The 25,098-nt window shown below is 58.0% G+C and carries 25 protein-coding genes; 10 read left to right on the top strand and 15 right to left on the bottom strand.

Annotated features, from left to right (window positions below):
- The first annotated feature begins 75 nt into the window (after positions 1-75).
- Genes TNEU_RS01855 through TNEU_RS01830 form a run of 6 tightly spaced genes read left to right on the top strand, consistent with a single transcriptional unit; the run spans position 76 to position 6,566 of the window.
- The gene (locus tag TNEU_RS01855; protein WP_012349743.1) at positions 76-2,247 is read left to right on the top strand and encodes an ABC transporter substrate-binding protein; all 2,172 of its coding nucleotides are present in this window, start codon (positions 76-78) and stop codon (positions 2,245-2,247) included.
- On the top strand, positions 2,238-3,278 hold the full coding sequence (locus TNEU_RS01850) for a FecCD family ABC transporter permease (RefSeq protein ID WP_012349742.1): 1,041 nt from the start codon (positions 2,238-2,240) through the stop codon (positions 3,276-3,278). The genes TNEU_RS01855 and TNEU_RS01850 overlap by 10 nt, the downstream gene beginning before the upstream one ends.
- Positions 3,271-4,032 (top strand): ABC transporter ATP-binding protein, encoded by a 762-nt coding sequence (locus TNEU_RS01845; RefSeq protein WP_012349741.1) that lies wholly within the window; start codon positions 3,271-3,273, stop codon positions 4,030-4,032. Before TNEU_RS01850 ends, TNEU_RS01845 begins: the two co-directional genes overlap by 8 nt.
- A complete protein-coding gene (locus tag TNEU_RS01840; RefSeq protein ID WP_012349740.1) occupies positions 4,025-4,921 on the top strand; it encodes a nucleoside recognition protein in 897 nt (298 codons plus the stop codon). The genes TNEU_RS01845 and TNEU_RS01840 overlap by 8 nt, the downstream gene beginning before the upstream one ends.
- A complete protein-coding gene (locus TNEU_RS01835) occupies positions 4,912-5,676 on the top strand; it encodes a class I SAM-dependent methyltransferase (RefSeq protein WP_012349739.1) in 765 nt (254 codons plus the stop codon). The genes TNEU_RS01840 and TNEU_RS01835 overlap by 10 nt, the downstream gene beginning before the upstream one ends.
- Complete coding sequence (locus TNEU_RS01830; RefSeq protein WP_012349738.1) at positions 5,658-6,566, top strand: nucleoside recognition protein; 909 nt, start codon at positions 5,658-5,660, stop codon at positions 6,564-6,566. The genes TNEU_RS01835 and TNEU_RS01830 overlap by 19 nt, the downstream gene beginning before the upstream one ends.
- A 31-nt stretch (positions 6,567-6,597) precedes the next feature.
- Here TNEU_RS01830 and TNEU_RS01825 read toward each other — a convergent pair whose 3' ends face one another.
- From TNEU_RS01825 to pstS, 6 genes are all read right to left on the bottom strand, one after another.
- Complete coding sequence (locus TNEU_RS01825) at positions 6,598-7,923, bottom strand: ATP-binding protein (protein WP_012349737.1); 1,326 nt, start codon at positions 7,921-7,923, stop codon at positions 6,598-6,600.
- A 172-nt stretch (positions 7,924-8,095) separates the two neighbouring features.
- Complete coding sequence (locus TNEU_RS01820) at positions 8,096-8,644, bottom strand: carbonic anhydrase (protein WP_012349736.1); 549 nt, start codon at positions 8,642-8,644, stop codon at positions 8,096-8,098.
- Positions 8,645-8,727: 83 nt separating this feature from the next.
- Positions 8,728-9,282 carry a pyrimidine dimer DNA glycosylase/endonuclease V gene (locus tag TNEU_RS01815; RefSeq protein ID WP_012349735.1) on the bottom strand — a complete coding sequence of 185 codons (555 nt, stop codon included), beginning with the start codon at positions 9,280-9,282 and terminating at the stop codon, positions 8,728-8,730.
- A gap of 21 nt (positions 9,283-9,303) precedes the next feature.
- Positions 9,304-10,182 (bottom strand): ABC transporter permease family protein, encoded by an 879-nt coding sequence (locus tag TNEU_RS01810; protein ID WP_012349734.1) that lies wholly within the window; start codon positions 10,180-10,182, stop codon positions 9,304-9,306.
- Positions 10,179-11,057: a phosphate ABC transporter permease subunit PstC gene (gene pstC / locus TNEU_RS01805; protein WP_012349733.1), complete on the bottom strand. Its 879-nt coding sequence runs from the start codon at positions 11,055-11,057 to the stop codon at positions 10,179-10,181. The genes TNEU_RS01810 and pstC overlap by 4 nt, the downstream gene beginning before the upstream one ends.
- Positions 11,054-12,334, bottom strand: coding sequence for a phosphate ABC transporter substrate-binding protein PstS (gene pstS / locus TNEU_RS01800; RefSeq protein WP_012349732.1), 1,281 nt, complete (start codon positions 12,332-12,334; stop codon positions 11,054-11,056). The genes pstC and pstS overlap by 4 nt, the downstream gene beginning before the upstream one ends.
- Before the next feature lie 310 nt (positions 12,335-12,644).
- Between pstS and TNEU_RS01795 the strand changes: the two genes are divergently transcribed.
- Entirely contained in the window at positions 12,645-13,484 is an 840-nt protein-coding gene (locus TNEU_RS01795; RefSeq protein WP_012349731.1) for a hypothetical protein, read from the top strand.
- Here the strand turns inward: TNEU_RS01795 and TNEU_RS01790 are convergent.
- The 8 genes from TNEU_RS01790 to TNEU_RS01755 all read right to left on the bottom strand — a co-directional run bounded on the left by TNEU_RS01790 (position 13,449) and on the right by TNEU_RS01755 (position 22,565).
- Positions 13,449-15,155: a ferrous iron transporter B gene (locus TNEU_RS01790; protein WP_012349730.1), complete on the bottom strand. Its 1,707-nt coding sequence runs from the start codon at positions 15,153-15,155 to the stop codon at positions 13,449-13,451. The two genes, TNEU_RS01795 and TNEU_RS01790, sit on opposite strands and share 36 nt — an antisense overlap.
- Before the next feature lie 69 nt (positions 15,156-15,224).
- Entirely contained in the window at positions 15,225-16,166 is a 942-nt protein-coding gene (locus TNEU_RS01785) for an NAD(P)/FAD-dependent oxidoreductase (protein WP_012349729.1), read from the bottom strand.
- A 27-nt stretch (positions 16,167-16,193) separates the two neighbouring features.
- Complete coding sequence (locus TNEU_RS01780) at positions 16,194-17,018, bottom strand: aldo/keto reductase (RefSeq protein WP_012349728.1); 825 nt, start codon at positions 17,016-17,018, stop codon at positions 16,194-16,196.
- Between the two features lie 83 nt (positions 17,019-17,101).
- On the bottom strand, positions 17,102-17,461 hold the full coding sequence (locus tag TNEU_RS01775) for an aspartate 1-decarboxylase (protein WP_012349727.1): 360 nt from the start codon (positions 17,459-17,461) through the stop codon (positions 17,102-17,104).
- Positions 17,462-17,625: 164 nt separating this feature from the next.
- On the bottom strand, positions 17,626-18,366 hold the full coding sequence (cas6, locus tag TNEU_RS01770) for a CRISPR system precrRNA processing endoribonuclease RAMP protein Cas6 (RefSeq protein ID WP_012349726.1): 741 nt from the start codon (positions 18,364-18,366) through the stop codon (positions 17,626-17,628).
- 378 nt (positions 18,367-18,744) lie between these two features.
- On the bottom strand, positions 18,745-19,452 hold the full coding sequence (locus TNEU_RS01765; protein WP_012349725.1) for a cytochrome b/b6 domain-containing protein: 708 nt from the start codon (positions 19,450-19,452) through the stop codon (positions 18,745-18,747).
- A 33-nt stretch (positions 19,453-19,485) separates the two neighbouring features.
- The gene (locus tag TNEU_RS01760) at positions 19,486-20,151 is read right to left on the bottom strand and encodes a 4Fe-4S dicluster domain-containing protein (protein WP_012349724.1); all 666 of its coding nucleotides are present in this window, start codon (positions 20,149-20,151) and stop codon (positions 19,486-19,488) included.
- Positions 20,148-22,565 (bottom strand): molybdopterin-dependent oxidoreductase, encoded by a 2,418-nt coding sequence (locus TNEU_RS01755; RefSeq protein ID WP_012349723.1) that lies wholly within the window; start codon positions 22,563-22,565, stop codon positions 20,148-20,150. Before TNEU_RS01755 ends, TNEU_RS01760 begins: the two co-directional genes overlap by 4 nt.
- Before the next feature lie 170 nt (positions 22,566-22,735).
- Here TNEU_RS01755 and TNEU_RS01750 point away from each other — a divergent pair, with 170 nt between their 5' ends.
- Genes TNEU_RS01750 through TNEU_RS01740 form a run of 3 tightly spaced genes read left to right on the top strand, consistent with a single transcriptional unit; the run spans position 22,736 to position 24,320 of the window.
- Positions 22,736-23,263: a hypothetical protein gene (locus tag TNEU_RS01750; protein ID WP_012349722.1), complete on the top strand. Its 528-nt coding sequence runs from the start codon at positions 22,736-22,738 to the stop codon at positions 23,261-23,263.
- Positions 23,264-23,281: 18 nt separating this feature from the next.
- Positions 23,282-23,848, top strand: a complete 567-nt coding sequence (locus TNEU_RS01745) for a hypothetical protein (protein WP_012349721.1) — start codon at positions 23,282-23,284, stop codon at positions 23,846-23,848.
- Between the two features lie 19 nt (positions 23,849-23,867).
- Complete coding sequence (locus TNEU_RS01740; RefSeq protein WP_012349720.1) at positions 23,868-24,320, top strand: hypothetical protein; 453 nt, start codon at positions 23,868-23,870, stop codon at positions 24,318-24,320.
- 106 nt (positions 24,321-24,426) lie between these two features.
- Here TNEU_RS01740 and TNEU_RS01735 read toward each other — a convergent pair whose 3' ends face one another.
- A complete protein-coding gene (locus TNEU_RS01735; RefSeq protein WP_012349719.1) occupies positions 24,427-25,080 on the bottom strand; it encodes a peroxiredoxin in 654 nt (217 codons plus the stop codon).
- Between the last annotated feature and the right edge of the window lie 18 nt (positions 25,081-25,098).

Raw genomic sequence — 25,098 nt, 5'->3', positions numbered from 1 at the left:
AAGTATTAATGCCTAAATCCTCCGCGCTTCTTCCGGCCTTAAAACTTTAAATCTGTAATATTACTTCTGGATTTTATGAATACAAGAGTTGTAATAGGGGTTCTCCTGGCGGTAATCCTAGCTGTTTTCGCCCTCTATCTGGCAAAACCCCCCACGGGGGGCGGCGTCTCCAACGCCACGGCTCCGCCTAGAGCCGCCGGGCCCTCCCCCGTCTCTGTGGTGGATTCTGCGGGGCGCGTGGTAGTTTTTGACAAACCTCCCGAGAGGGTGGTGGCGTTGACCCACGCCGAGTTTCTCTACGTGTTGGGGGTGTGGAATAGGGTTGTGGGGATTGGGAAATCCGTCGCCGACGTGGTCTCTCTGCCGGCTTCGCTTAGGAACAGAACCGTCGTGGGAGATACCTACTCCGGGATAAACTGGGAGGCGGTCGCCGCCTTGAAGCCGGATTTGGTGGTGATGGGCTACTGGGGCGGGGTTTTCGCCGCCGGTGAACAACAGGTCTTAGAGAAGTCCCGGGAGCTGGGATACAAAGTCCTCGCCTTTGGATATGTGGCGCCCGGCGTAAACAGCTCCTGGCCGTATGAAAACATCAGGATAGTCAGAGTGCTCGGCAAGGTCTTCAACGTACGGGATAGAGCCGAGGAGCTGGCCAGCTGGCTTGAGGAGAGGTATAGAGAGGCTCTAGATATCGCGATGAGGATCCCGCCGGAGAAGAGGTTAAACGTGCTCGTGATCTCGGCCTACTCCCTCGCCACAAGCGGCGATATCTACGTGTCGGGGAGAGGTAGCGCCTCCGGCGAGCTCGTGGAGCTTGTAGGCGCACACAACGTCGCTTTTGATTACAACCTGAGCCAGACCCCCAAGCTGGATCTGGAGAAGCTCATCGCCCTATTTGGAAACAAGACAGATGTCGTAATAGTGAGGGATTGGCACGGGGGGAGATACGTCGATAGGGCGATCAAGAGGATCTTGGGCGATCCGAGGTGGAGGGTGATAAAGGCCGTGAGAGAGGGGAGGGTCTACGGGGTGAACTTTTCATACTACGACTTCAGCTACCCCTACGAATACTCGCCTAGGTTTATCTCCGCCATCTACGCGCTAGGCCATTTGATCTACCCACAGTACTACCCGGACTGGAAACCTCTACATGTAGAGTTGCTCAGGAGGTTCTACAACATGTCTTGTCACGTAGAGGGCGGGCTTAGGTGTAACGTGGCTCAACTCTACCCTGTTACAGTTATGGATTCCATGGGGAGGGAGGTGACTTTCGAGTCGCCGCCTAGGAGAGTTATCGTGTTATACAGCGGTTGGGCCGAGGCGCTTTATGTATTGGGGGTCGTAGATAGGGTCGTGGGGATCAGCCCCTCTGTGGCCAGGGCGTCGTTTTTACCTAAGGAGGTCAGGGGCGCTCCGGCAGTGGGCGAAACCTTCTCGGGTATAAACTGGGAGGCAGTGGCTGCTCTACGGCCCGACTTAATTATCATGGGCCGCTGGAAAGGCGGCTTTGAGCCCGGCGAGAGACAGGTGTTGGAGAAGTCGCGGGAGCTTGGGTATAAGGTCTTGGCGTTCGGCATCACCGATGTCAATAAGACGGGGACGAAGATGCCTTATGAAAACATCAGGATCATCAGAGCGCTCGGCCGTGTGTTTAACGTCACCGAGAAGGCGGAGGCTCTTGCGGACTTTCTAGAGAGGGAGTACAAAAAAGCTCTTGAAATCGCGAGGGGGATCCCGCCGGAGAAGCGGAGAAATGTCCTCGTGATTTACCCCACAGGCGTGTTGGAGAGGGGGCCTATCTCCGTGTCCTACAGGGGGTCTGCCTACGCGGAGACCGTGGAGCTGGTGGGAGGGCACAACGTGGCTTTTGACTACAACTTCACGGTGCAGTACCCCAAGTTTGACCTGGAGAAGCTCATCGCCCTATTTGGAAACAAAACCGACGTCTTGATCGTGGCGTGGTCTGACTACAACAGAACTGCGCAAGCGGTGAAAGCTATCCTGAGCGATCCGAGGTGGAGGGCGATAAAGGCCGTGAGAGAGGGGAGGGTCTACGGGGTTGTCCTATCTGCATATAGCTTAAACTTCCCCGAGATCTACGGCCCTAGGTTCGTAAGCGCCATATACGCCTTTGGCCGCGCCATATATCCAGAGTATTATCCAGATTGGAGACCTATACATGCGGAGCTGTTGAGGAGGTTCTATAACGTGTCGTGTACATACGTGGGCGAGGGGTTGATATGTGGGTGAGGTATCTCGTCTACGGGCTACCCCTGGCGGTGTTTCTTGTGAGTATCTCGGTGGGCGCGTACCCCATACCTATATACGACGTGGTTATGGTGGTGTCGGCTAAGTTGGCTTCTCTTTTCTCCACCGCCGTCAGCGTGGTTACATTTGGCGTCGTTTCGCCTGCGGTGAATCTGCACTACCCCACGACCTATGAGGTTGTTATCGTTGGAATTAGGATGCCGAGGGTTGTCTTCTCTATGGCGGTGGGCGCGGCGTTGGCTCTCTCCGGCTTGATTCTTCAAGCCATGTTTAAAAACCCGCTTGTCGATAGCTACATCTTGGGCATCTCCTCCGGGGCGGCCTTCGGGGCCACGTTGGCTATAGGCTTCTTGGCTGTCGCCAGCGTGACTCCCATAGCGTTTGTCTTTGCCTTGTTGGCCGTCTTCATGACCTACAGCCTGGCGAGGATTGGAGGCTCCGTCACCCCCGTCTCTCTCGTCTTAGCCGGCATTATCGTCAACGCGCTTTTCACGGCGTTGACGTCTCTCCTCAAGTTTCTGATGGAGCATAACAGACTCGCGGCGGCTGTGTATTGGCTAATGGGTAGCTTCTCGGGGGTGGGCTGGGACGCCGTCGTTGTCGCCGTTCCCGTAATCTCAGCGCTGGGAGCTCTGGCGTATCTCTTGAGGTGGCGCCTCGACGTTCTTAGCTTTGGGGAAGAGGCTAAGACCCTCGGCGTAGATGTGGAGAAGCTGAAGGCGCTTTTTGTCCTCGTGGCTACTCTACTCACGGCGGTTTCTGTGGCTTACAGCGGGATCATCGGCTGGGTTGGGCTCATGGTGCCGCACATAATGAGGATGGCCTTTGGGCCAAGCCACAGAGGTCTAGTGCCGCTGACTATCGCGGGGGGCGCCGCCTTTATGGGCGCCGCGGACACCCTAGCGCGGACTGTAGCCACTTTTGAAATCCCCGTGGGTATTTTAACCACGGTGCTTGGGGTGCCCTTCTTCATCTACCTCCTGAGGAAGACGGGCGGCAGGTGGCATGCTTGAGGTAAAAGGGCTTGAGTTTAGCTACGGCGAGTTTACAATCAGCGGCGTGACCTTTTCCGTGGGGAAGGGCGAGGTGGCGGTTCTGCTGGGGCCAAACGGCAGCGGCAAAACCACAATTTTGAAGGCTATCTACGGGTTGTTGAAGCCGAGGGCGAGGTGCGTATACGTTGATGGGGCGGACTTCCACTCCCTGCCCTTTAGGAGGAGGTCTCAACTCGCTGGCTATGTGCCGCAAAGCCACCACCCGCCCTTCCCCTATAGGGTGATCGACGTGGTGGTCACCGGCTTTGCCCCGCGGCTTGGCCTCCTCCAGAGCCCGGGGAGGGAGCACTACGAGAAGGCGCTGGAGAAGCTACGGCTTTTGGGTATAGAGCGCCTCGCCGAGAGGCCCTACACCCATCTGAGCGGGGGCCAGCTACAGCTTGTCCTCATAGCTAGGGCGCTTGTACAAGAGCCTCAGGTCCTCCTCCTAGACGAGCCCACAGCCCACCTAGATTTTAGAAACCAGCTGAGGGTTCTCTCCACCGTTAGGAGGCTGGCGAAAGCCAGCGGCGTGGCCGTCTTGATGACTCTCCACGACCCCAACCTCGCCGCGGCGTATTCGGACAAGATCATAGTGGTGAAAGAGGGTAGGGTGGTGGCGGCGGGGGCTCCCCGGGATGTAATTAAAGACGACGTAATTGGGGAGGTCTACGGCGTAAGCGTTAAAGTGCTTGAGGTAGACGGGAGGGTGGTGGTGCTCCCCCATGATTAACCCGGCGGCTCTTCTACGCGAGGTCTTGTTCCTCGCGCCTAGCGTAATCGGGGGCTCTCTCCTCGCCGCTTTTCTAATGGAGAGGGGCGTGTTGAACAAGTTGAGGCCTCTCGCGGCGCCTTTTGTAAAACTCAGCGGGCTTGGCCCCGAGGCCGCGGCGGCGTTTATCACTGCGTTTTTCGACGTAAGAAGCGCAAACGCTCTTCTAGTCACGCTACATAGGGAGGGTAGGCTTAGCCGGAGGGAGATGTATCTGGCCTCTCTTATGAACGCCTTCCCAGCCGCCGTGAGACACTGGGACTCTATGCTTCCACCTCTTCTAGCTCTCCTCGGGCTCTGGGGCGCTCTCTACTTCGCCTGCTTCCTCCTCGTTGGCTTAGCCCAAACGCTCCTCTTCGCGTTGTTATCTAGGCTTTTAGTCGCGGGGAGCGGCCGCGTGTCCGCCGTCGTAGTGGGGGGAGGCGGGGGGCTTAACGCGTTAAAGAGGGCGTTGAGGAGGGCTGTTAAGATCCTCGCGACCTCTGCCGCCGCTTTGGCAGTTGTGGAGCTCGCCGCCTCTCTCGGCCTCTTTGGCGTGTTAAATAGCTATGTGAAATCCGCCATGTCGGCCTTCCCCCTGTCTGCAGAAGAGCTGGGGGTCGCCGTGGCTTCCATGGTTAACTACGCCGCAGGCGCCGCCGCTGCAGCTGCGTTGATCAACGCGGGGCTGTTGGACGGGTGGAGAGCTGTCAAAGCCATGTTGTTGGGATCCGCCTTCTCCTTCGTCACAGCGCTGAGGGCTATCTTGCCGTATTACGTAGGCGTGTTTGGCCCTAGAGATGGGCCCCTCCTGATGGCTATCTCCACCTCTGTGAGAACAGCTCTCATCCTTGCCCTGGTATGGATATAGACTGGGCTGAGGTGTGGGCGGCGTGGCGGAGGGAGGTTAGGACCCCGCCGGATTTCTGGGATAGGGCTGCCCCCAGGTTCTACAGATCTGCGAAGAGGAGGAGGGTCGAGGTGGAGAGGTTTTTAGACTGGCTCCTCGGGGAGCTGGGGCTCGGCGGGGGGAGCTCCGTGCTTGAGGTTGGGGCTGGGGCGGGGGCCTACGCCGTGCCTCTCGCCAAGAGGGTGAGCCGCGTCGTCGCCGTGGAGCCCTCTAGGGAGATGGCCCGATACCTGAGGAAATACGCCGAGGAGGAGGGCGTTAAAGTCGACGTAGTGGAGAAGAGGTGGGAGGAGGTCTCTCTTGAGGAGGTCGGCCGCCACGACTTAGCTCTGGCCGCCCACTCCCTTCTCGTGGAGGACCTCAGGGGGGCGGTGGAGAAGTTGGAGGAGGCGGCTAGATGCGTCTGCGTTGTTCTACACGTCGGCGTGCCTGGCTGGGCCCAGCTCTACAGGTCGTTGGGCGTAGAGCGGCCCCACCGCCCTTGGTTCACCGCCTTCTACAACTTCCTCCTCCAGAGGGGGGTCTACGCCAACGTCAGAATCTTCGAGAGAGACGTGGTTAGAGAGTACCCAAGCGTCGAAGAAGCGGCTGAGGATCTTGGAGTCGAGGTGGAGAGGGTCGTGGAGGCGTTGCCGCGTTTAGGGAGGCGGGGGGACGGCGGTGTGGTCTTCAAGTATAAGGTGAAGGAGGCGGCGGTATGGTGGTGCAGGAGGTAGCGGGGGTTCTCCTGGCTATGTTGTTGGGCTTTCTAGCGGCGGAGGTGCTTCTGGAATACGGCGTTTTGTACAAGCTGTCGTTTCTCCGCCGCGTGGCGAGGTTGGCCAACCTCCCCGACGTCTGCGGCGTTACCTTCGCCACGGCGTTTGTGTCGCCTGCCGCGTCTAACGCCATGTTGCAAAGCCTAAGAGATAGGGGCGTGTTAAACGATAGGGAGGTGCTTCTCGCGTCTTTGTTAAACGCCGCCGCGGTGCCGTTTTACGAGACCTTCACGGTGTATCTGCCCGTGGTGATACCGCTGTTAGGCCCTAGGCTAGGTCTCATGTATATGTCGGCGATGTGGCTCAATGGAGCGTTGTCTTTCGCCGTAGTTGTGGCGGCCGGGAGACTGGCGCTGAATCGGAGAGAGACAGGCCTTGTGGAGGAGATGGCGAGGAAGCCTGGTAGGAACTACAAGGCGGCGTTGAGAAGGGGGCTGAGGAGGTTTGTGAAAACCGCCGTGGTTTTCGCCGCCACCGTCACCACGGTGGAGCTTCTCCTGAGATACGGGGTTCTGCAACATCTCGCAACCCCTCTCTCCTCCTATGCGATGGGCATTTCTCCACAGCTACTACCTGCCGTTGGAATATACGTGCTTCACCCCACCGCGGGCATGGCGGCCGTGGGCCAGCTGGTGAAAACCGGCGTGGTGGGAGAGGTCGAGGCGCTGGCGGCGCTACTGCTCGCAAGCGTCTTCATGCTACCGCTACTCTACCTAAGGGTGTACATCCCCCAGTGGGTCGCCATATTTGGCCCGCGGGTGGGGCTAGCCAGAGGAGCCATCGGGCTCTCTATCGCGTTGGCGGCACGCATAATAGTACTGGCCTCGGTTCTGGCTCTCGTGCATTAACGGCGTCACCTCGCGCGACGTTAGCTGGGGATTACGCCGTTCCGATCTCCACGGCGTGGGGGGTTTTCAACATCGCCAGAAATAGGGGGGCTGGGATGACGTCGTCGCCGGCTTCGTCTCTGCTGACGTATATGAACCTCTTGATTCTGCCGACGGCCCTCCTTCCGCCTTTTCTAACTCTGCCGTATTTGACCTCGACGCCCCAGAGCTCTCCGTCTACCTCAGCCACTAGGTCGACCTCGCCGTTGAGCTTTAGGTAGTAGAGCTTGTAGAGGCGGGCCAGGTGGGCCGCCACGGCGGCCTCCGCCATCTTCGCCTCGTCCGGCGGGGCGGCGCCTACCCACTTGGAGAATGAGTGGTATATGAAGGGGTCTAGGAGGTAGAACTTCCTCAGCTTCCTGGGCATGGGGAGGCCCGTGTTTGGATCCACGGCCTCGACGGTCTTCAGCAGGTGGAGCTTCTCCAGGAGGCCGACGTAGCTAACCGCCGTCTTGACGGTGCCGACGCCGTAGTCGCGCGAGATGGTGTGGAAGCTGAACTCCGAGGAGGCCCTCTCGATTATGGCCCGGGCCGTCAGCTTGAAGAACGTCTCGCTTCTCCGTAGCTTGTAGATATCGCTGGAGATGCTGCCGACGAAGTCGAACTCCGTCTCCTGCGAAACGGCGCCTCTCGTGAAGAAGTCCCTGACCGCGTTGGGGAAGCCCCCGACGGCGAGGAAGTATCTAAACAGCTCGGAGAGCCTCGGCAGTAGGCCGAGGTATCTGTGGAAGTTGTCTACGACGAACCTCAAGTCGCCGGTGGGGACCTCCACCCCGAACAGCCTTACAAACATGGAGAAGGGGAGGGGGTGCATCACGAGGACTTTCCCAAGGCCCCTCCTCCCGGGGAAGGTCTCCGCCTCCCCCTTGGCGCTTATTGTCAGAGAGCCGGTGAGTATGAGCACGTCGTTTTCGAAATCCCCCCTGTCTATCCGGTATTTGACAGCCCTGTACCACTCCCGCGGGTAGGTCACCTCGTCCAGCACAATCACCGACGAGCTCACGCCGGCTCTACGCCTGAACTCGAGGTACCTAGACAAGACCCTGTCCAGCTCTCTATAGTCGGCGAGCTTGTCGCAGGCGAAGTAGAAGACCCCCCTGGGGTCGGTCCCGCCATCTAGAAGCCTTTTTATGAGCAGAATAAGCGCAGTCGACTTGCCCACCTGCCTCGGCCCAAACACGATGTTTAGAGAGTAGGGCTTGAGAGAGACCGGCAGCTCCACGTCCCAACGCACGGGCGAGGACAGATACCTCCTGTAGTAGGCGTTCTCCTTGATCAACTCCGGCGAGATCCACCACGGGTTCTGCTCCTCGATCATGTGTACTCAGACTCCACAGAGATTTAAAAACATTGTAGACTGAAAGTAAACACCTGAAGCAAAGCCGGCACACGGCCCTGGACCAGCTACGGCCGCCTAGGCACCGCCATCTATCGGCCTACCCGGCGTGTGGAACTGCTTGAGTCCGGCCCGCCGGAGCCCCGCCGTGTGGCTAGAGCTCTGCGACGCCGGGGGCGAGGCCCAGCGTCTGCGCCACCTTGATGTCGGGCTGGACGTCTTCTCTCCTGAAGGCCTGTATTATGTAGGCGCCGATCATGTCTTGGGTGTAGCGGCTCTGGGGCTTGAGGAGGTGGTAGACGGGCTTCCTAGGGGGCCACCTTATTTTGGACACGTCTATTGTCTCGACGGTGATCCTGGCGTGGGGGAAGAGGGTTCTGAGGATGGCCACCTGGGTCTCCACGTGTAGCCTCTCCAGCTCCTCTAGGTCGGCGGGGCGGCGGCCTCTGTACTGAGACACCAGAGCCTCCTCCACCAGGGGGTCGGCGGGCTGGCCCTGGGATAGGGCCGAGTAGACTAGCTTCAAGGCGGCGCAGTCTGTGTGCGGTAGGTAGAGCACCTCCTGGACGGGGAGCCCCGCGAGAGACCTCGCCACGCCTCTTACGTTGGCGCCGGCGGTCCTGACCACGAGGTCCCCTGGGCCGACCCTCCTGAGGACCTCCTCGCTTAGGCGGTAGTCCATACAGGTAATTACGAGGCGCATGCAGAAATTCTAAAGTTTTTAAGTTTCTCTGCTATCCGGCGCCCCTCCGGGGCTACCCCGCGCCTGCGGCGGGGCCCGTCGCGTCACCTATCCCGCGGGAATATGCCTCTGCAGTCAACCTGTCCTCTCCTCAGCGCCTCTACGAACTGCCTGTAGCGGCCCCATATCTGGAAGATCCAGGTGTTTACGCCGGGTATGGGGGTGGGGTCGGTCTCCAGCACCTCGGCCAGCTCCTCCTCCGTCAGCTTGCCGAGGTAGTGGCACGGGTCCTTGAGGAGGAGGACCCTTCTGTACTCCACCTCGTGGGTGTGGGTTATGGGGGTGCCGGGGGCCGAGGGGAGCAGGGCGATGAGGTGCTGCACGTCGGCTAGAGACAGAGAGTTGCGGCGCCCCCTGCGCCTCCACTCCTCCACCACGGCGTGGAAGTAGGCCACAAGGTCGTCTATGTAGGGCCCCGCGTCGTACATCAACACGATGGGGTGGTTCAGCCAGCCCCTCCTCCCGTCTCGCAGAACCCCCCTCCGCCTCAGTATTGCGAGGATCACCTGCTTGGCCTCAACCCTCTGTTTGCCCAGCCGCTTGTCGTCTAGAAAGGCGGCGCTTCTGGCGTGGTCTCTGTAGGGGCGGAAGATCTGCACACGCCGGGGGCGCTCCGTTTTTTATCTCTTCGCCGCCAGCTGGGCAAGGGCGTAGGCGGCTAGCACCAGGAGGAGCAGTAGGGCTGCCGCCGCGTAGGCCACCTCGTGGTATATGGGGTAGGGGGCCAAGGCCGACCTGTATATCAGCACCGGGATGGAGGCAGTCTCCCTCGTGAAGGGGCCGTAGTAGTTGCTGTACCCCGCGGTGAATAGGAGGGGGGCGGTCTCGCCGGCTATCTTGGCCGTGCCCAGGAGAGCCGCCGCCGTTATGACGCGGGAGAGCACCTTCCTCATCGCCACGAAGAGGGCCCTCCTCTCGTCCCCGGCGATGGAGTACACCGCCTCCCTCAGCCCCGCCGCCACAGAGGCGTAGGCCGAAGCGGTGAAGAGCGCCACGTACGGCGTCATGATCAACGCCAGCGCCGCGGCCCCCGCGTATGCGTTGAAGACAGAGGGAGGCCCCACGAATAGATCGAGGGGCGGCGGGGGCCGCGGCAGAGCCCTAAGCGCGGGGGTCAGCAGACCGCTTAGGCTGTAGACGAAGAGGCCTATGGTTATGGTGGGGAACTCCACCAGCACGTTCACCCCCACCCTGGCCAGCCTGGCCGCCAGCTCCCACCTGTACTCGCCGATGTATACGCCGATGGGGAACCCCAGGAGGAAGCCCGCCAGCGCGCCCAGCGCCGTCATGTAGAGGGTGCCCGCCAGCGCCGGCCCCACGCCCCCGCTCTCGTCGAGGGGAGTCGGCGGCAGGGCGGTTAGGAACCCGGGCCCGAGCTTCCACATGGCGGCGAGCCCCCTGTAGAGGACGTCCCCCACCACGAGGGCCAGCGGCGCCAGCGACAGCAGGCCCAGGGCGGCGAAGAGGGCTAGGCCTGCGGCGTTTACCGCCCTCCTCATTTCTTAAACAGGAGGTAGACCGCCGCGGCGTTTATGGCAAGTCCAGCCGCGGCCAGCAACAGGGCAGCCGCCATGAGGGCGGGCTTCATGTAGGCGGTGGCGTCGGCGTACGGCATCTGGAGGGCGATTAGGGAGGAGACCGTTACGCCGGAGCTGAGGAGGTTCAGGGTGACGCCGGAGCTGGGGTTGCCGCCCACCACCATCGAAACGGCCACGGTCTCCCCCACCGCCCTCCCCAGCGCCAGGAAGACGCCGCCGAGCACGTAGTTTCTAATGTAGCGGAGCTTGACAAGGGCCGCCTCGAACTTGGTGGCGCCGAGGGAGTACACCGCCTCGGCGATCTCCCTCGGCACAGAGGCGTACCCCTCCCTAATCACGGCGGCGGCATACGGCGTAATTATGGCCGCTAGGAGGAGAGAGGCGGCTAGGAGGCTCGGCGGTATGAACTTGGTGAGGAAGGCCGCGCCCCACAGGCCGTAGACCACCGTGGGCACCGCGGCCGTCAGATCCATGAAGGCCGACAGCCCCCTCCTGAGGCCCGCCGGCGCGATGTCGTTTACAAACACCGCGAAGGAGACCGCCATAGCCGCCGCCAGGGGGAGGGCGACGGCGGTCGTTATGAAGGTCCCCCACAGCGCCCCCAGCAGGCCGTAGCGCTCGTCGCTGGAGGACCAGAGGGAGCTTGTGAAGAGGGAGAGCCCCTCCCTAGAGAGGGCGGGCAGAGCGCCGGCGAGGAAGACCGCCACCATCGCCGCCACGACCGCCGGCACCGCCAGGGCGAGCAGCCTGAGGCCCGCCCGAAGTCTTGTGAAAAAGAGGAAGAGGGCGGAGGCGGCGTATAGGAAAAACAGGAGTATCAACGCCTCGGCCGTCATCCCACCGCCTTAAGGCCCACCTGCGCCAGCTCCGGGGGCAGGGGGAGGTAGCCCTCGACTAGGCGCTTCTGGCCCTCGGTGAGGACGTAGCGGAAGAAGCACTTCACCACGGCGGCTGTGTTCGGGTCTGGGTAGCCGCTGTAGTCCGTCCTTATCATGGCGAAGGAGAGCCCCACAATGGGGTAGCCCCTGGGCGGGTAGGCGAACAGCTGCACCACCTGCCACCAGTTGTCAGACGCGCTGGGGAACCCGCCCATCTTAGCCGCCACCTGCCTCAGCCCCTCGGAGGCGGCCTCCGCAATGGTCTCCGGCGTGGGGTCGTAGAACTTCCCATCGTTGCCGTTTTGGACGAGGGCGTATCCGCCCACGGCGTCGAACTTCTGCCGCTGGGTGACCCAGTAGTTGTACTCAACGTAGCCTATGGAGTAGGGCGTGTTCAACACGAGCTGCGCCACGCCGGGGTTGCCCTGGCCGGCTCTGGCGACTCCCATCTGGTCGACGGGCCAGTTAACAGATAGGCCCCACCCCACCGTCTGGTTCCACTGCGGGTAGGCCTTTGTTAGGAAGAGGGTGAACCAGCCGGTTGTGCCAGACGCGTCCGACCTGTGTACCGGGGTGATGGGCTGGTGCGGGAGGCGGTCAGCGAGGGCGGGGTTGACGGCCTTGATCTTGGGGTCGTCCCAGTAGCGTATCTTGCCCATGTATATGTCGCCGATTATCTCCGCCGTGAGGTTCAGCCTCTTCCCCGTCTTCTCATAGGCCACCTCGGGCACGTTGTACACCACCAGGATGCCCCCCATCACCACGGGGAACTGCAGTATCTTGCCCCTCTGCTCCTGGTACCTGGCGGGGGCCAGCGGGAGGTCCGACCCGGCGAAGGCCAGCTCGCCCTTTATAAGGCCCGCCTGGCCGGCGCCCGAGCCGAGGTAGTTGTAGGTGATCTTCACCCTACCCCCCGTGATCTCGCTGAACTGCTTAATCCAGGCGTCATACTGGGGGCCGGGGAATGTGGCGCCCCCAGCCACGATCTCCCCACTAACCCCGCCGCAGCCGGGCGGAGAGGCTTGAGGCTGCTGAGTTGACGTCTGCGGAGGAGAGCTCTGTGGAGTTTGCGTAGTAGCCGGCGTTGTTTGGGCAGGTTGCGGCGTGGTTTGTGTCTGCTGGGCGGGGGTCGGCGTGGCTGGTTGCGTCGTCTGCTGGCCCAGGTAGAGCCCAACCACGGCGGCGACGATTGCCAACGCCAACACGGCCCCGATGTAGAGGATTTTCCTCTCCATGGCGGGCCCTCCTCCGGGGGATTTAATGCCTGGCGCATATGATCCATGCGGCTTCGGCCCCCGCGGCGGTGGGAGGCGGCGCGGCCCCTTTCATACGAAAACTGGGTAGGCGGGCCCCTACGCGCTCAAATCTGCACCCCTTGCGCAGGCAGACGGCTTTCAAGCCTACAGCGGCGGCTGGGGCCGCGACCGGAGGGGGTAGCCTCCCCGCCGGCCCCGCCCGAGGCGCCGGCGAGGACCCCAGGCGTGGGCCGCGTCGACGGCGATTGCCGGGTGACATGGGGCAATATTTTTCTACCGCGTTTTCTCTATGAGGTCCGCCAACAGGAGGCTGATTAGGGTGAGGGGGTCCTACGTGGTTTATCTGCCTAAGGAGTACATATCGCGTTTTGGGGTTGAGGAGGTGGTGGTGTACTGGGAGGGGCCCTTCCTGGGGGTTAAGCCGGCGGGGGTTGAGAGAACCGCCAGGTTTACGTGGCGGGGTGGGGTGGAGAAGGTGGTGGTTGGGGCCTACGCGTCTGGCTTCGACGCGGTCGTCTTGGCGGAGGCGCCGCCGGGGGCTCTCGACGCGCTTAGGCCTGCTCTGGAGGTGGTGGAGGGCCGGGCGGCGGAGACCGGCGGGGAGGTTAGGGTGGATTTTTTCGACAGCCTGGTGGACAAGGGGGCGGTGGCGGAGATGATGCTTAGGGCTGTGAGGTACATGGCGGACGCCCTGGCGGCTGGGGCCGCCAGCCCCAGGGGGATATCGGCGTTGGACCAGGAGGTGGATAGGCACAGGCTGAGGATGAGCAGGCTCTGCGTGAGGTGGCCCACGCCCACCTGCCCCTTCTACATCCAGCTGGCTAGGTACTTCGAGCGGGCCGCCGACCACCTGGCGGCTCTCGCCGCGGAGGAGGCGGACAGGCGGCTGTTTAAGCTCCTGGCGGAGGCGGCTGAGGGGCTCGAGAGAGCTAGGGGGGATCTGGAGGGGGCTCTGGAGTACCTCAGAAGGCTGGGGGGCATGCGGCACATGGCGCTGGAGGCGGCGCGGGGGGAGAGGGAGACTCTTCACGCGGTTAGGGTTTTGGACTACCTCGAGAACTCGGCCGAGGTGTACATAGACATGGCCCTCTACTCAGCGCATCAGTGCAGAGGTTGCGACGAACGTTAGATAGGCGGCGGCGTAGGCCAAGGCCAGCTGGACAGCCGCCGACAGCGCGGTCGCCCTTGCGCCGGCTGTTCTGTAGACGGCGGCTAGGGTGGCGACGCAGGCGGAGTAGAACGCCGAGAAGACTAGGAAGGCCAAGACCGAGGGCAGCGGCAGAGCAACCAGTGCGTCCAGGGCCTTGAGCCCCTCCATGAGGCCAAGCACCACCTCCTTGAACACCCAGCCCCCCACTAGACTCGCCGCCACGTTCCACGGAAGGCCCAGGGGGGCGAAGAGGGGCTCTATCGCCCTGCCGAGCTCCGCTAGATACGACGCGGCCATGTCCTCCGTGTATCCGCCGGGGCCGAAGTGCGTCAGCGGCCACAGCGCGGCGACAAATATGGCGATTAGAAGCCCCACCTTTGTAAAAAAGTCCTTCATGGAGATAGCCAGCTTCGTCAGATATATGCGGCCGTTTGGCAACATGAGGGGCGTCGGCGGCACCTCTCCGGCGGGCACCGGCTTTACGCCAGACATTAACCTATATACAGCTGAGGCGACCCATAATACGGCAAAGGCGGCGGCGTAGGGCAGGAAGATCGCCAGGGGGATTAAGTAGGGCGTTTTTGTCAAAGCGGCGACAGCCACTGCCGTAAATATCGCCAACCTAGCCACGCACGGCACGTAGGGAACGAGGAGGGCTGTCAACAGCCTGTTTCCATGGCCCCAGAGCACCCTCGCCGTGGAGACAGCCGGGACGTTACACGACACCCCCACGAGGAGACACACCAACCCCCTCGGCGGTATGCCCAGTGCCGCCAACCTCCTCTCCAGCTTGTACGTCAGTAGCCCTATGAGGCCGCTGTCCTCAAAAAACAGAACTAGGGCGAGCGCCACCAGGACGTACACCGAGATAGACACCACGGTAGAGAGGGCTCCCCAGAGGCCGTCCGCCAACAGAGAGGCGAGGACGGGGTCGCCGACAGACGCCTTAATCGCCTCGGCCACAGATTCGCTAATGGAATCCCACGTGGGGATAAACGCATATGGAAATTCGCCAAAGGGCGTCACCCCCTCCATGAAGGCGAGTAGGAAAAACAACATGGCCAATCCGAGCAACAGTAGGGTAGCAACGGCAAAGGGGGGTCTGGCGATGATGCCGGCTTTTAGGGCCACGGCCGCCGGCACTTCTATGTGGACATCTCCCGTAATTTTACCCCCCACCCCCCTTGCCATTAACTCGGTTAATTTGTCTATGCCAACGCGTTTTACGGCAGATGTAAATACCACGGGCACGCCGAGTGTTTTAGATAGCTCCTCCTCGGTCCAAGGCGGCTTTGCCAAGTCCACCATGTTGTAGACAAAGATCACGGGCTTCTTCTGACTTACCAACTTCGCAAGCTCAATCGCCTCTTTTGTTGCATGTGGCGCCGCCACCACTACAACGCCGTCGTAATTCCCTTCAAACGCCTCGCGGAACGCAACTCTTTCATCTTCATCCACGGGACTCTTTATATTGATAATTCCTGGGAGATCTACCACTTCAATTGTAACACCTCCCCGCCTTATCAACGCCCTTCTTATCTCCACAGTGGTACCTGGGTAATTTGCAGTTCTTACATATATCCCAGTCAAGGCGTAAAAAAGCGAAGACTTCCCCACGTTTGCCGGCCCCGCCAGGGCGTACCTCGGCATAGCGCTATTAACAATGTGAATATTAAAGTCTTTTTGTCAAAGTTAAAACTGAAACGAAACTGGTTCTAGTTATAGGGTTGAAAACAGCTTTTTCCAGAGGTCGTAGAGGCCTTTTAGGTGGGCTAGGGGGGTGCCCGTGGTCATGCGGTAGGTTAGCCACTGCCTGAACTTGTCGGGGTCCTTGGCGCTCCACTCCTCAGCCTCCACCTCTATGTAGCCCTTCTCCACCTCGCTGGCGATGGCTTGGGCGGCGGCGCTGGCCTGCCAGAGGGCGCCCCAGCCCACCGGGGGAAGGCCGAGGCGGAGGAGGGAGGAGTCCCCTATCAGGAAGACCCTCTCTATCTGCGTCTCCATAGTAGCCGGGTTGACCTCTAGGTCGTGGGCGATGGGGTGGGGCCTCACGGCTGGCACCGAGATGTGTAGGCCGTCGGGGGGCGGGGGGTCCATAGACACTTGAACGCCGACCCTCGCCGCAGACGCGCGCCAGGGCTCCAGGAGGAAGAGGTAGTCGTCAGATATATAGACCAGGTGTATAGACACGTCCTTCTCGGGGAAGCGGGTCTTGATGGAGTAGGCCAGCTCCTGGAAGCCCATAACCGGCGTGAACTCGCTTACCACGAACCTGACGGCGGGGGCCCTCACGATCTTTTGATACAGCGCCTCCGCCCCCTCCACCGTCCAGTAGTCCGCCGTGCCCACCTTGTATGCCCCCGGCGCCAACACGATGTAGTCCCCCCTAAGCGTGAAAGCTCTTTCAAGCCTAATGGAGGGGCCGGCGTCTAGAGAGACGGCGCGGTCGCGGACGTGCCTCACCCTCTTTAGAGAGGAGAGTGGGAAGAGGAGATCGGAGAAGTTGATCAAGCCGGCGTAGGCCATTGGGACGCCGATTACGAAGTTGTGGTAGGGGTTCGGCTCCACCAACACCACCTCGGCTTTCTTCGTGAGAGTGAGTAGCTTGTATGTGAAGTATATGCCGGCAATGCCGCCGCCCACCACTACAACGCGGACCACCGCGGAAAAAGGATGCGGTTTTATATCTTATTCGTTGACGTAGCGGTACTGTATGTAGAACTTGTTTATCTCCTCCCAGTCTCTGTCTGAGAGGGCCCAGCCGAGGGCTCCGGCGTTCTCCTCCACATGTTCTACGTTGGCCGCTTTTACTATGGGGACTATCCCCGCCTTTATGTACCAGTTCAGAGCCACCTGGGCCGCGGTTTTGCCGTACCTCTGCCCCACCTGGGCTAGGTAGGAGTCGAGGGCGAGGGCCCCCCTCTCCAGGGGGCTGTAGGCCATGTATATTAGGCCCTCCCTCTTGGCCAGGGGGATCACGTCTATCTCGTCGCGTCTATGTAGCAGGCTGTATCTGTTCTGTACAAAGGCGGGCTGGGTCTTCTTTGCACACACGAGCGCCGTCTTCAGCATGCCGGCTGTGACGTTGGTGAGGCCGTAGTAGTCGGCGGCTCCCTTCTCCACCGCCGCCTCCAGCACCTTAACCACGTCGCATACGGAGACGTTGGGGGGCACCCAGTGGATGGCGACGGCTGTGGGCCTCCTCCCCAGCCTCCTGGCGGAGGCCTCAGCCCTCTTCACCACCTCGTCCAGCGTGACGGAGGTGGGCTGTAGCTTCGTGATGATTACAACGCCGGCTAGCCCCCCGGCGGCCACGCCGACGAGCTCCTCGGCGTGGCCTCTCCCGTACAGCTCCGAAGTGTCCACAAGCCCGACGCCCAGCTCGAGGCCCCTCCTCAGGGCTGTGACGGCCTCGTAGTCCCGCCCCCTATCCTCTGTCCAGAAGTCGCCCCCCACCCCGAAGGTCCCCAGGCCGAGGGGCGTTACGCACATGCCCGCCTTGCTACACCTCATATACCAAATCTTGATATGTACATATAAAATTTTCTATATCCATCTTTGTATATACAAATCGAGTTACTTATGTATGTTTGTGTTTAGGGGACCCCCGTCGGAATCTTCCTCACCTCCTTCAGCCTGTTGCCTTGGAATATGGCTACTGTCGCAACGTGGGCAGTTGGGTCCTCTACGCAGTCGTACGCGGCGACGATGAGCACATCGCCCACCTCGCCGAGCCTCGCCGCGGCGCCGTTGAGCACCACCTCCCCCGCGGCGCCCGGTATAACATATGTGGAGAACCTAGCGCCGTTTGTCACGTTGTAGACCTCCACCCTCTCCAGGGGGTAGAACCCGGCGGCCTCCATTATGTCTCTTCCCAACGTCAGCGACCCCTCGTACCAAAGGTTCTTCCCAGTGACAACAAGCCCGTGGGCCTTAGCCCTGAGCAGAACCGGCACGGCCGAAAAACGCCGTCCCTATATAACTCTTCTCCGCCACACACGCCGCGGTGTCTCTAGAGCAAGCCCTGCGCCGGGCTAGCTACGGCGTCCCGCGTCCGGCGGCATCTACGCTATACTCCGCCATGTGACCATCAGCATGGGGACATCTGGGGGGTTAAAAATTATATGAGGATCTCCACCTTTTCAATTCTGTATTTGCCGAGCCCTATTGCTCTTGAAATTCCTACGCCGGTTAGCTCGCCCAGCTTTAGAAGGGATAGCCACTTGCCGACGTCTCCATATATGGCTAGGCGTGCTCTTCCGTGGAATACTGGCACCTTCCTAGCTTCGCCTATGTTAAGCCACCCAGTTCTGACGCGCATGCCGACGAGCTCCAGCGCCGTGGGGGCCCGGTCAGCCAACTCCTTTAGATCAACGCCGTAGAGCTGGCGGTAAGTCTTGGCTAGGCTGTAGGCGAGCCTCTGGGGTGAGGGGTAGAGGACGTCTCTCCCGTGGAACATGAAGGCGGTGGGGTAAAACGCCACGTCGACGGCGGCCATGCCGTGGCCCTCCTCCAGCTTCCCGTCGGCCGGCGCGATGTCGACCCCCACCGCCTCGAACACGCAGCCGGCCTCCACCCTGGGCTCTGCGGCGAGGGAGTCCAGAAGAAGCCGCGCGTCGTGGTCGGAGAGGAGGGCCCGGAGCTCGAAGGCGGCCCCCGGCTCGAAGGCCCTCTGGGACCCGTTCAGCCCCGAGAGGACGGGCGCGCCGCCGTAGTAGAGGGGGTGGGCGTAGACCCTCCCCTTGGGCTCAGCAGACCTCCTAATGGCAGTTAGAAAGAAGTTGTACACCAGCGACCCGGACCAGCCCGTGAGGAGACACGGGGATGCCACCCTGGCTTTGACAGAGACCGCCACGACCACGGACCCTCTCCGCCCATATTTAAAACAATCATTTCACCGACGATAAGGCTTTTCCACTCTCCACCTCCTTCTTTGTTCTTTCCAATATGTCACCGTCCACAAAGTACTTAGGCCCTTGACCTCCAGTAGCCTTCGCCACATACCAGTCTCCGCGAGACTGATCGTTGATGTCGCCGGCGGGACACACCTCTACAATAGAACTTGCTTCACTCTGCTAATCCCGCGTGTTGATTAAATGAGCGATGTCTTAGAGAGGGCCGGCCGGAGCTCGGACGTGAAGTCGTGGAAGAGACTTGGCCCTCAATGAAGAGAGGCGTGAGGAGAAACCCCGCCTAAAAGGCGGGGCACGTTATTAAAACTATAGGAAAAAGTGATTATTTACACAGCGGCTCCACGTCTCCTCAGGTAGTTTGGCATGTGTGTTTTTGCCCAGTCTAGTGGGATGGTCCCGTCGCCGAACATGGCGTTGAGCAACGGCCTGTTGGCGGGGTGCAACACGGCGAACACGTGGAGCGCCACGAAGAGTAGCCCAAGGGCGAAGCCGACGTCGTGTAGCAACAGCATAAGCCTCGCCTCTTCCACAGATAGGCCAAGGGCATCTCTATAGACAAGCGCCACGCCGCTTATGGAGAGGAGGACCACGGACGCGATAAGCAGAAGCGCCATGTAGGCAACGAACACGTTGTGCCTCTCCATAGACGCCTTGACGTCCTCGGGAAGCGGCCTGCCGAGGAGGTAGTGCCCCGCCAGCGCCTTAGCCTCCCTAATCTGCCGGCCAAGCGGCTTGCGGAGGGCGTCGAAAATCCTCACCTTTCTAAAGAATAGCAGATTGACGGCGTACACCAGGAGCAACGCCCCCCATATGTGCCCCAGAAATCTGTGGGATGTCCTCAGTAGCTGCGCCCCCGCCGTGACGGCGTCGGTGCCCACAGCCGCCGCCAGGGGGGCGCCCACGGCGTACACCAGCGGGGCCAGCACCTCGATGGCGAATAGGGCGCCCCCAGTTATCGCCAACACAGTAAACAAAAGCAAATTCCAGTGGTGGGCTATCCTATACCCGATACTTACAACTTCTACTTTATCCATGTATAATAGCTAGGTAGAAGTTTAAAAACTTTTCTATTGTTTTTTCTCCTGTACTCTCTCCCGCCGCCAGGCGGCTAAGCCCAACACGGCGAGGGCGCCAGCGAGCGCCGCGCCTCCTGCTGTAGTTAATGATTTTAACGTACTTCTCGTCTCTATAACGGCTTTTGTCCCCTCGTCTTCTGGCGGCTTAATGTATTCTCCCTTAGTAAATCTCTGTGATACCTCACTAGAGGGACTCTCTATATCTCCAAATACCAACGCGCCGGAGGGACAGACCTCTGCACATACAGGTCTTAACCCCTCTGATACTCTTCTTAAACATTCAGACCCCACACACTTCGCAGGTTTGTTATTTTTCTCATCCCACCACACCGCTCCATATGGACAAGCGGCTAAACAGTATTTACAGCCTATACAAGAGCTCTCCCGTAGTTTTACTAAGCCATCTCTATCTTTATACAGAGCATTTGTAGGACATGTTGCAACGCAATACGGCTTATCGCAGTGTTGACAATAGACAAGATATAACGTTGGTTTAGGCCCTGATTTAACTTCGACCATTTTAATATTGCTTTTAAGCCACCCCCACATTTTATTCATTTCGCCACTACTATTATAATTAGCGGCGTTACATGCTACAACACAAGCGCCACAAGCTACACATCTTGAGCGATCCCAGAGGAGGACTAGCCGCGTCATAGCCTCCTCACCCTAACCGTGGCGTTGGTGGGGGCGGACCCAACCACCGGCTCTATCTTCCCAGTGGCGAACCACTGCGGGTTAACGCCCTCCCTCAGCCAAGCGAGGTCGCCGTTAATAAAGCCAGATCTCCTGCCTCCTATGAAGGAATACGTGAAGAGAACCCCCTCCCTAACTCTATTTGTCACTTTGACTCTAGCCACAGCTTTAAAACCTGTGTCGATACCCTCGAGCTCTACCACATCGCCGTCTCTTATACCCAGACGTTCCGCATCTTTTGGATTCATCCAGACAGATCTATCGGCGAGGAACCTGGCGTTTGGCGTAAAGGCGAAGTGTGCAGAAACCACCTGATCCTTCCCGTTGACTAGGTAGAACTCGTTGGGAGCTTTCGGCGGGGTATACAGCGGAGGTCTATAGTCGGGGAGGGGGTCGAGGCCGTATTTAAGCGCAGTGAAAGAGTATATCTCCACCAAGCCAGTGGGCGTGCCGAGCTTCGTCTTGTAGGGCCTAACGCCGTACTCCTTGCGCTTCAGCACCACGAACCCCTTCTCCTCTAGTTGCCGTTTGATCTCGTCCAGCGGCATCTTAAACGCGTCGGCCACCTTCTTCAGTGCGGCTTCCACCAGCTGCCTCTCCCACTCCTCAAAGGCGTGGGGGTCGGCATATCTCTCGTCGTAGCCAACAAGCTTAGCCCTCTCCGGAAAGGCCCTTCTCATGATCTCCATCAAGATCCATGGAGCATGTCTGGCGTCTACGCCCGGCGGCGGGTCGAGAGCCTTATGCGACATCTGGATAGCAGCGTGGAGAGTCCACTTAACGACCGCCACCTCCTCCCTTTCTAGAAACATAAGATCGGGGAGGATGTAGTGGGCGTAGTCCACATGGTCATGCGGAAAGATGTCGATCGCAACTACCAGCTCCAATTTCTTTAACGCCTCCACCGCCCTCTGGTAGTTGGTATCTCTCTGTAGAGGGGCAGTCCCAACTATAAACAGCGCCTTTATATTCTCTCCAGCTAAAATTGCGTCATACACTGCGTTAAACGTCGAAACAGCTAGCGGGTATTTTGATGTATCTATTCTCTTGGCAGTCGGCGTAGGTATTTTCATGCCGGTAACTGTCATAATGTCAGGTCCCACGGGGTCACACACATTTGGGTACTTAGCTGACTCTTGGAAACAAAGGCCGCCTTGTTTATCTATGTTGCCAACTAAGGCGTTTAAGATGAGGACTAGGCGGTATGTATCAAATTCATTGCCATTTCTTGAGGTAAACCATCCATCTTCAATAACGCCCTTGTTTTTTGCAAACTCTTCTGCAATTTTAGTAATTACCTCAGCCGACACTCCTGTAATTTCAGAAGCCTTCTCGGGCGGGTATTTAGAAACACGTTCTCTAAACAGCTCGAAGACGGTCTTAGCCCCGCCTAGCTTCTGTCTTACCTCGTCTGTAAGCTCAAGAGCGGGGTCCTTTGCTTTTCCAAGCGGCGCCAGTGCTTGTGTCGCGTTATCCCACACGACGTAGTCTGCCTCAACACCTATCTCCTTGCCTCTCAGAGGTTTGCCATCTGGCTTTATTAACATAGGCGCGTTCGTATAAAACTTAAGAAATTCTACATCATACAACTTCTTTGAAATTATCACATAGGCCATAGAGGCTAGAAAAACAGCATCGGTCCCAGGAATAATCGGCACCCATTCCACAGCGCCAAAGGCAATGTTAGGAGCTCTAGGATCTATAACAACGATCTTTGCCCCCCTCTCTCTAGCCTTGGCTAAACTCCTCACATGTCCCATAGCTGCATCTAAAACACGGCCTAGCAACACTAGATATTTTACATTTCTATAATCGGGATCTACCGTCGGAGGCCCGCTCGCACCTAACACAGCCCTTCTCGCCGCCGTCGAGGCGGAGTGACACGTCCCCTCGTGGCCTATGAGATTCGGCGTTCCGATCAACGCGGCGAAGAGTGGGAGGAACCAGGAGTGGACGTCGTGTCTTGTGATCACTACGCTCTCGGGGCCGTACTTCGAAACGATGTCCTTAAGCTTTGCTGCGATTTCGTTCAAGGCCGTGTCCCAGTCGACCTCCACGAAGCCGCTCTCGACACGTTTCAGAGGCCTCTTGAGACGGAGGGGGTGGTTCCACATCTGAAGTGCCGAAGCCGCTCTTGCGCATAGGCCAGGCGATGGGTGTCCAGAGTTGGGTAATAAATAACGGCGGCCCCCCCGCTCTATATATAAGAGACCACAACCTGCGCCACATGCCCCACACATAACGGGAACTACTTTTTCAAAAGTCAACGAGCTAGTTGTCTCATGTGTACTTCCATATGTAAATACGCCAAGTGTAGAAGTTGTAATTAAAGTTGTCGCAGAGAGTTTTATAAAGTCGCGCCTATTGGTCGCCATTGGAAAAGATGGTTGTCATAGTTTTAAAAAATTTATTATTTTTATATCCGAAAGAATAGTGTACATAAGTTATATATCAATTACAAAATATAAATAAAGAGTACAAGAGATATAAAAACTGTACAATACGTATAAACGAAAAGGATTTATATAAAGAGCTAAATTAACCTATGCTTGGACTCATTAGATATTTTTGGCAAGACCTCACACCGCCTCTGCCGGAGGGGTGGCGCCCCGTACTGAAGAGATACGTAGAGCGTTGGCCCAAGCCGCTTACCCCATACGCCGTGGCAAAAGAGGTGGAGTTAAGCACTTCTGCCGTCTACCGCGCCGTCTATGCCCTCGCCAAAAATCGCTTGATCCTCCCGGCAGGCAGAGGCTACCAAGCCACAGTGAAGGGGGCCATAGCCCTCCTTGTAGAAGAGGAAGACCCCCGCTGGCTTGACGCAGTTAGAAAGATCTGGGGGGTAGGACTAGGCGACACAGCCGCAACGTTTTACCTAGCCGCGCTTGGAGCCGCAATACAGAAGCTGAGCTTTACTATAAGAGAAGCATATATATGCGACTGGGTTGCCAGCCAAGCCTATATAATAACTCAGCTCGACCGGCTGAGGCTACCTCCCGCGGTAGAAGAAACGATTAGACCGCTACTAAAGTTTCCAGAAGGGACACACCACAGCTGTAGTAGATATAAATAATAACTTTCATTCCTGATCGTGTCTAGATCTACAGTACCAGTAGAGGGAGATGTAGCTAGAGAAGTGGCGTCTCTAGCAAAAAGCCACGGATTTTCGGTTGTTAGACTAGCTACAGACTCTCTTAAATTAGCTATGGAGTTGATGAAACGAGGTCTAACACCGGTAAACGCTCTTGAGATGTATAAACTACTTGAAAAAATAATAGCATTTGACGTAGTGCCAGTCTCCCTTTCCTTCCTCGAACTTCTAGCTAAAAAGTGGGATATCTGTAACGACCCTGAGATAGAACACTATCTGAAAGAAACTGGGGAGAAATTTGGCAAAACTCTCCTCTCAGAGTTTAAAAACTTTAACGAATTTATAAGAGTAGCGTCTCTTCTCTTTGCACAATTTCCCACCGCCCGTTTTACAATTAATAAAACAGGCAATGTTTGGAGAATATATTTTGCACCAGCCGGCCCCCTTTCAGCTAGGTGTCTCGCCCGCTTCGCCGAAGAGGTAATCAAGCAGTTTGGATGTGTAACAAAGACGCAATATAATCCAGTAATTGCTGTAGAAGTAGAATGTCAGGGAAAAACATTATAACTTCTGTACAATTTCTGACATGGTTAGAGAATATTCACGTCTTGCACTCAGGAAAGACCTAGCCGAAGAATTCTACCGCGCAGTGAAAAACTTGGGGAGAAAACCTAGCGAAGTATTGGAGTTTATAATACAAGCCGCAGTAGATTCAATAAACCACGGCGTAGACCCCATAGATATGGTTCACATATGTCGCCTAGCGAGAAGTCTAGGCCTTGGCCGAGGCGGCTATGAAGTTGGCAAAGAGGCTGGAGTCCTCCTAAGAGCCTACTACAGCCCAGAGGAGTTTCTTGAAATACTAACAAGAGTCGGGCCTAAGGTATTTCACGCAAATAGAGTAGGGCCGAACGCCTTCCGTGTTAACAATGCAACAATTAGAGAAACATTAAGGGGTATACTAGAGGGCATTGGATACAAAGTTAGAGTAGAGGGAGATATGGTTTTCTTAGACAACGTTCCCGAATATACCAAGTAAATGGCGCTAAAGAATTTAAGACAATCCAAAGAACCCTTTGGGGAGTCGGTAAAAACAACAGAGACTTAAAAAGAAAAAACTCTTCCTATAGTCGTGAAGTAGAAAACTATCCCACTACTTCTTCATACTTCTTTGTACAGAACCACCAGGTCTTGCACTCGATTCCGGTCTCCTTTAGTCTCTTCTCAGCGCCCTCGTATCTTTGAGGCGGTGGGACTATTACTGGGTCGCCTGGCCTCCAATCGACAGGCGCCAGATAGCCATGTTTATAGTTAAATTGTATTGCGTCAATTACACGTAATATTTCATCGACGCCTCTACCAACTGCAAGTGGATATAGGGCGAACCAAACTAGCTTTAGCTCTGGGTCGATCAACGCCAAGGCTCTCACCGTCACTGTCGTGCCTGGTGGAATTGCGTTAAACAAACTTGCTACTTGGAAATCTGGCACGTCAGAGATTATTGGAAATGGAATCTCGACGCCCCACAGCTGCTTTATCTGCCTCTTCCACTCTACATTGCTATAGACGGTGTCTACACTAAGGCCGAGTAGCTCGACGCCCCTCTTCTTAAACTCGTCGTATTTCTTCGCAAACGCGATAAACTCTGTCGTGCAGACCGGTCTGAAGTCGCCGGGATGGCTAAACAACAACAGCCACCTGCCCTTGTAGTCGCGGAAGCACCTCCTCCCGGCGTCTGTATCAAAACATAAATCCTCCGGAATTTTCATCCCCAGATACGGGCCTTTTACTTCTGGCATAGCTAGTTTCTTTTAACG

Origin of the sequence: Pyrobaculum neutrophilum V24Sta (genome assembly GCF_000019805.1) — an archaeon.
Taxonomy (GTDB): Archaea; Thermoproteota; Thermoprotei; order Thermoproteales; family Thermoproteaceae; genus Pyrobaculum; species Pyrobaculum neutrophilum.
This window is presented reverse-complemented; position numbering and strand designations above follow the sequence as displayed.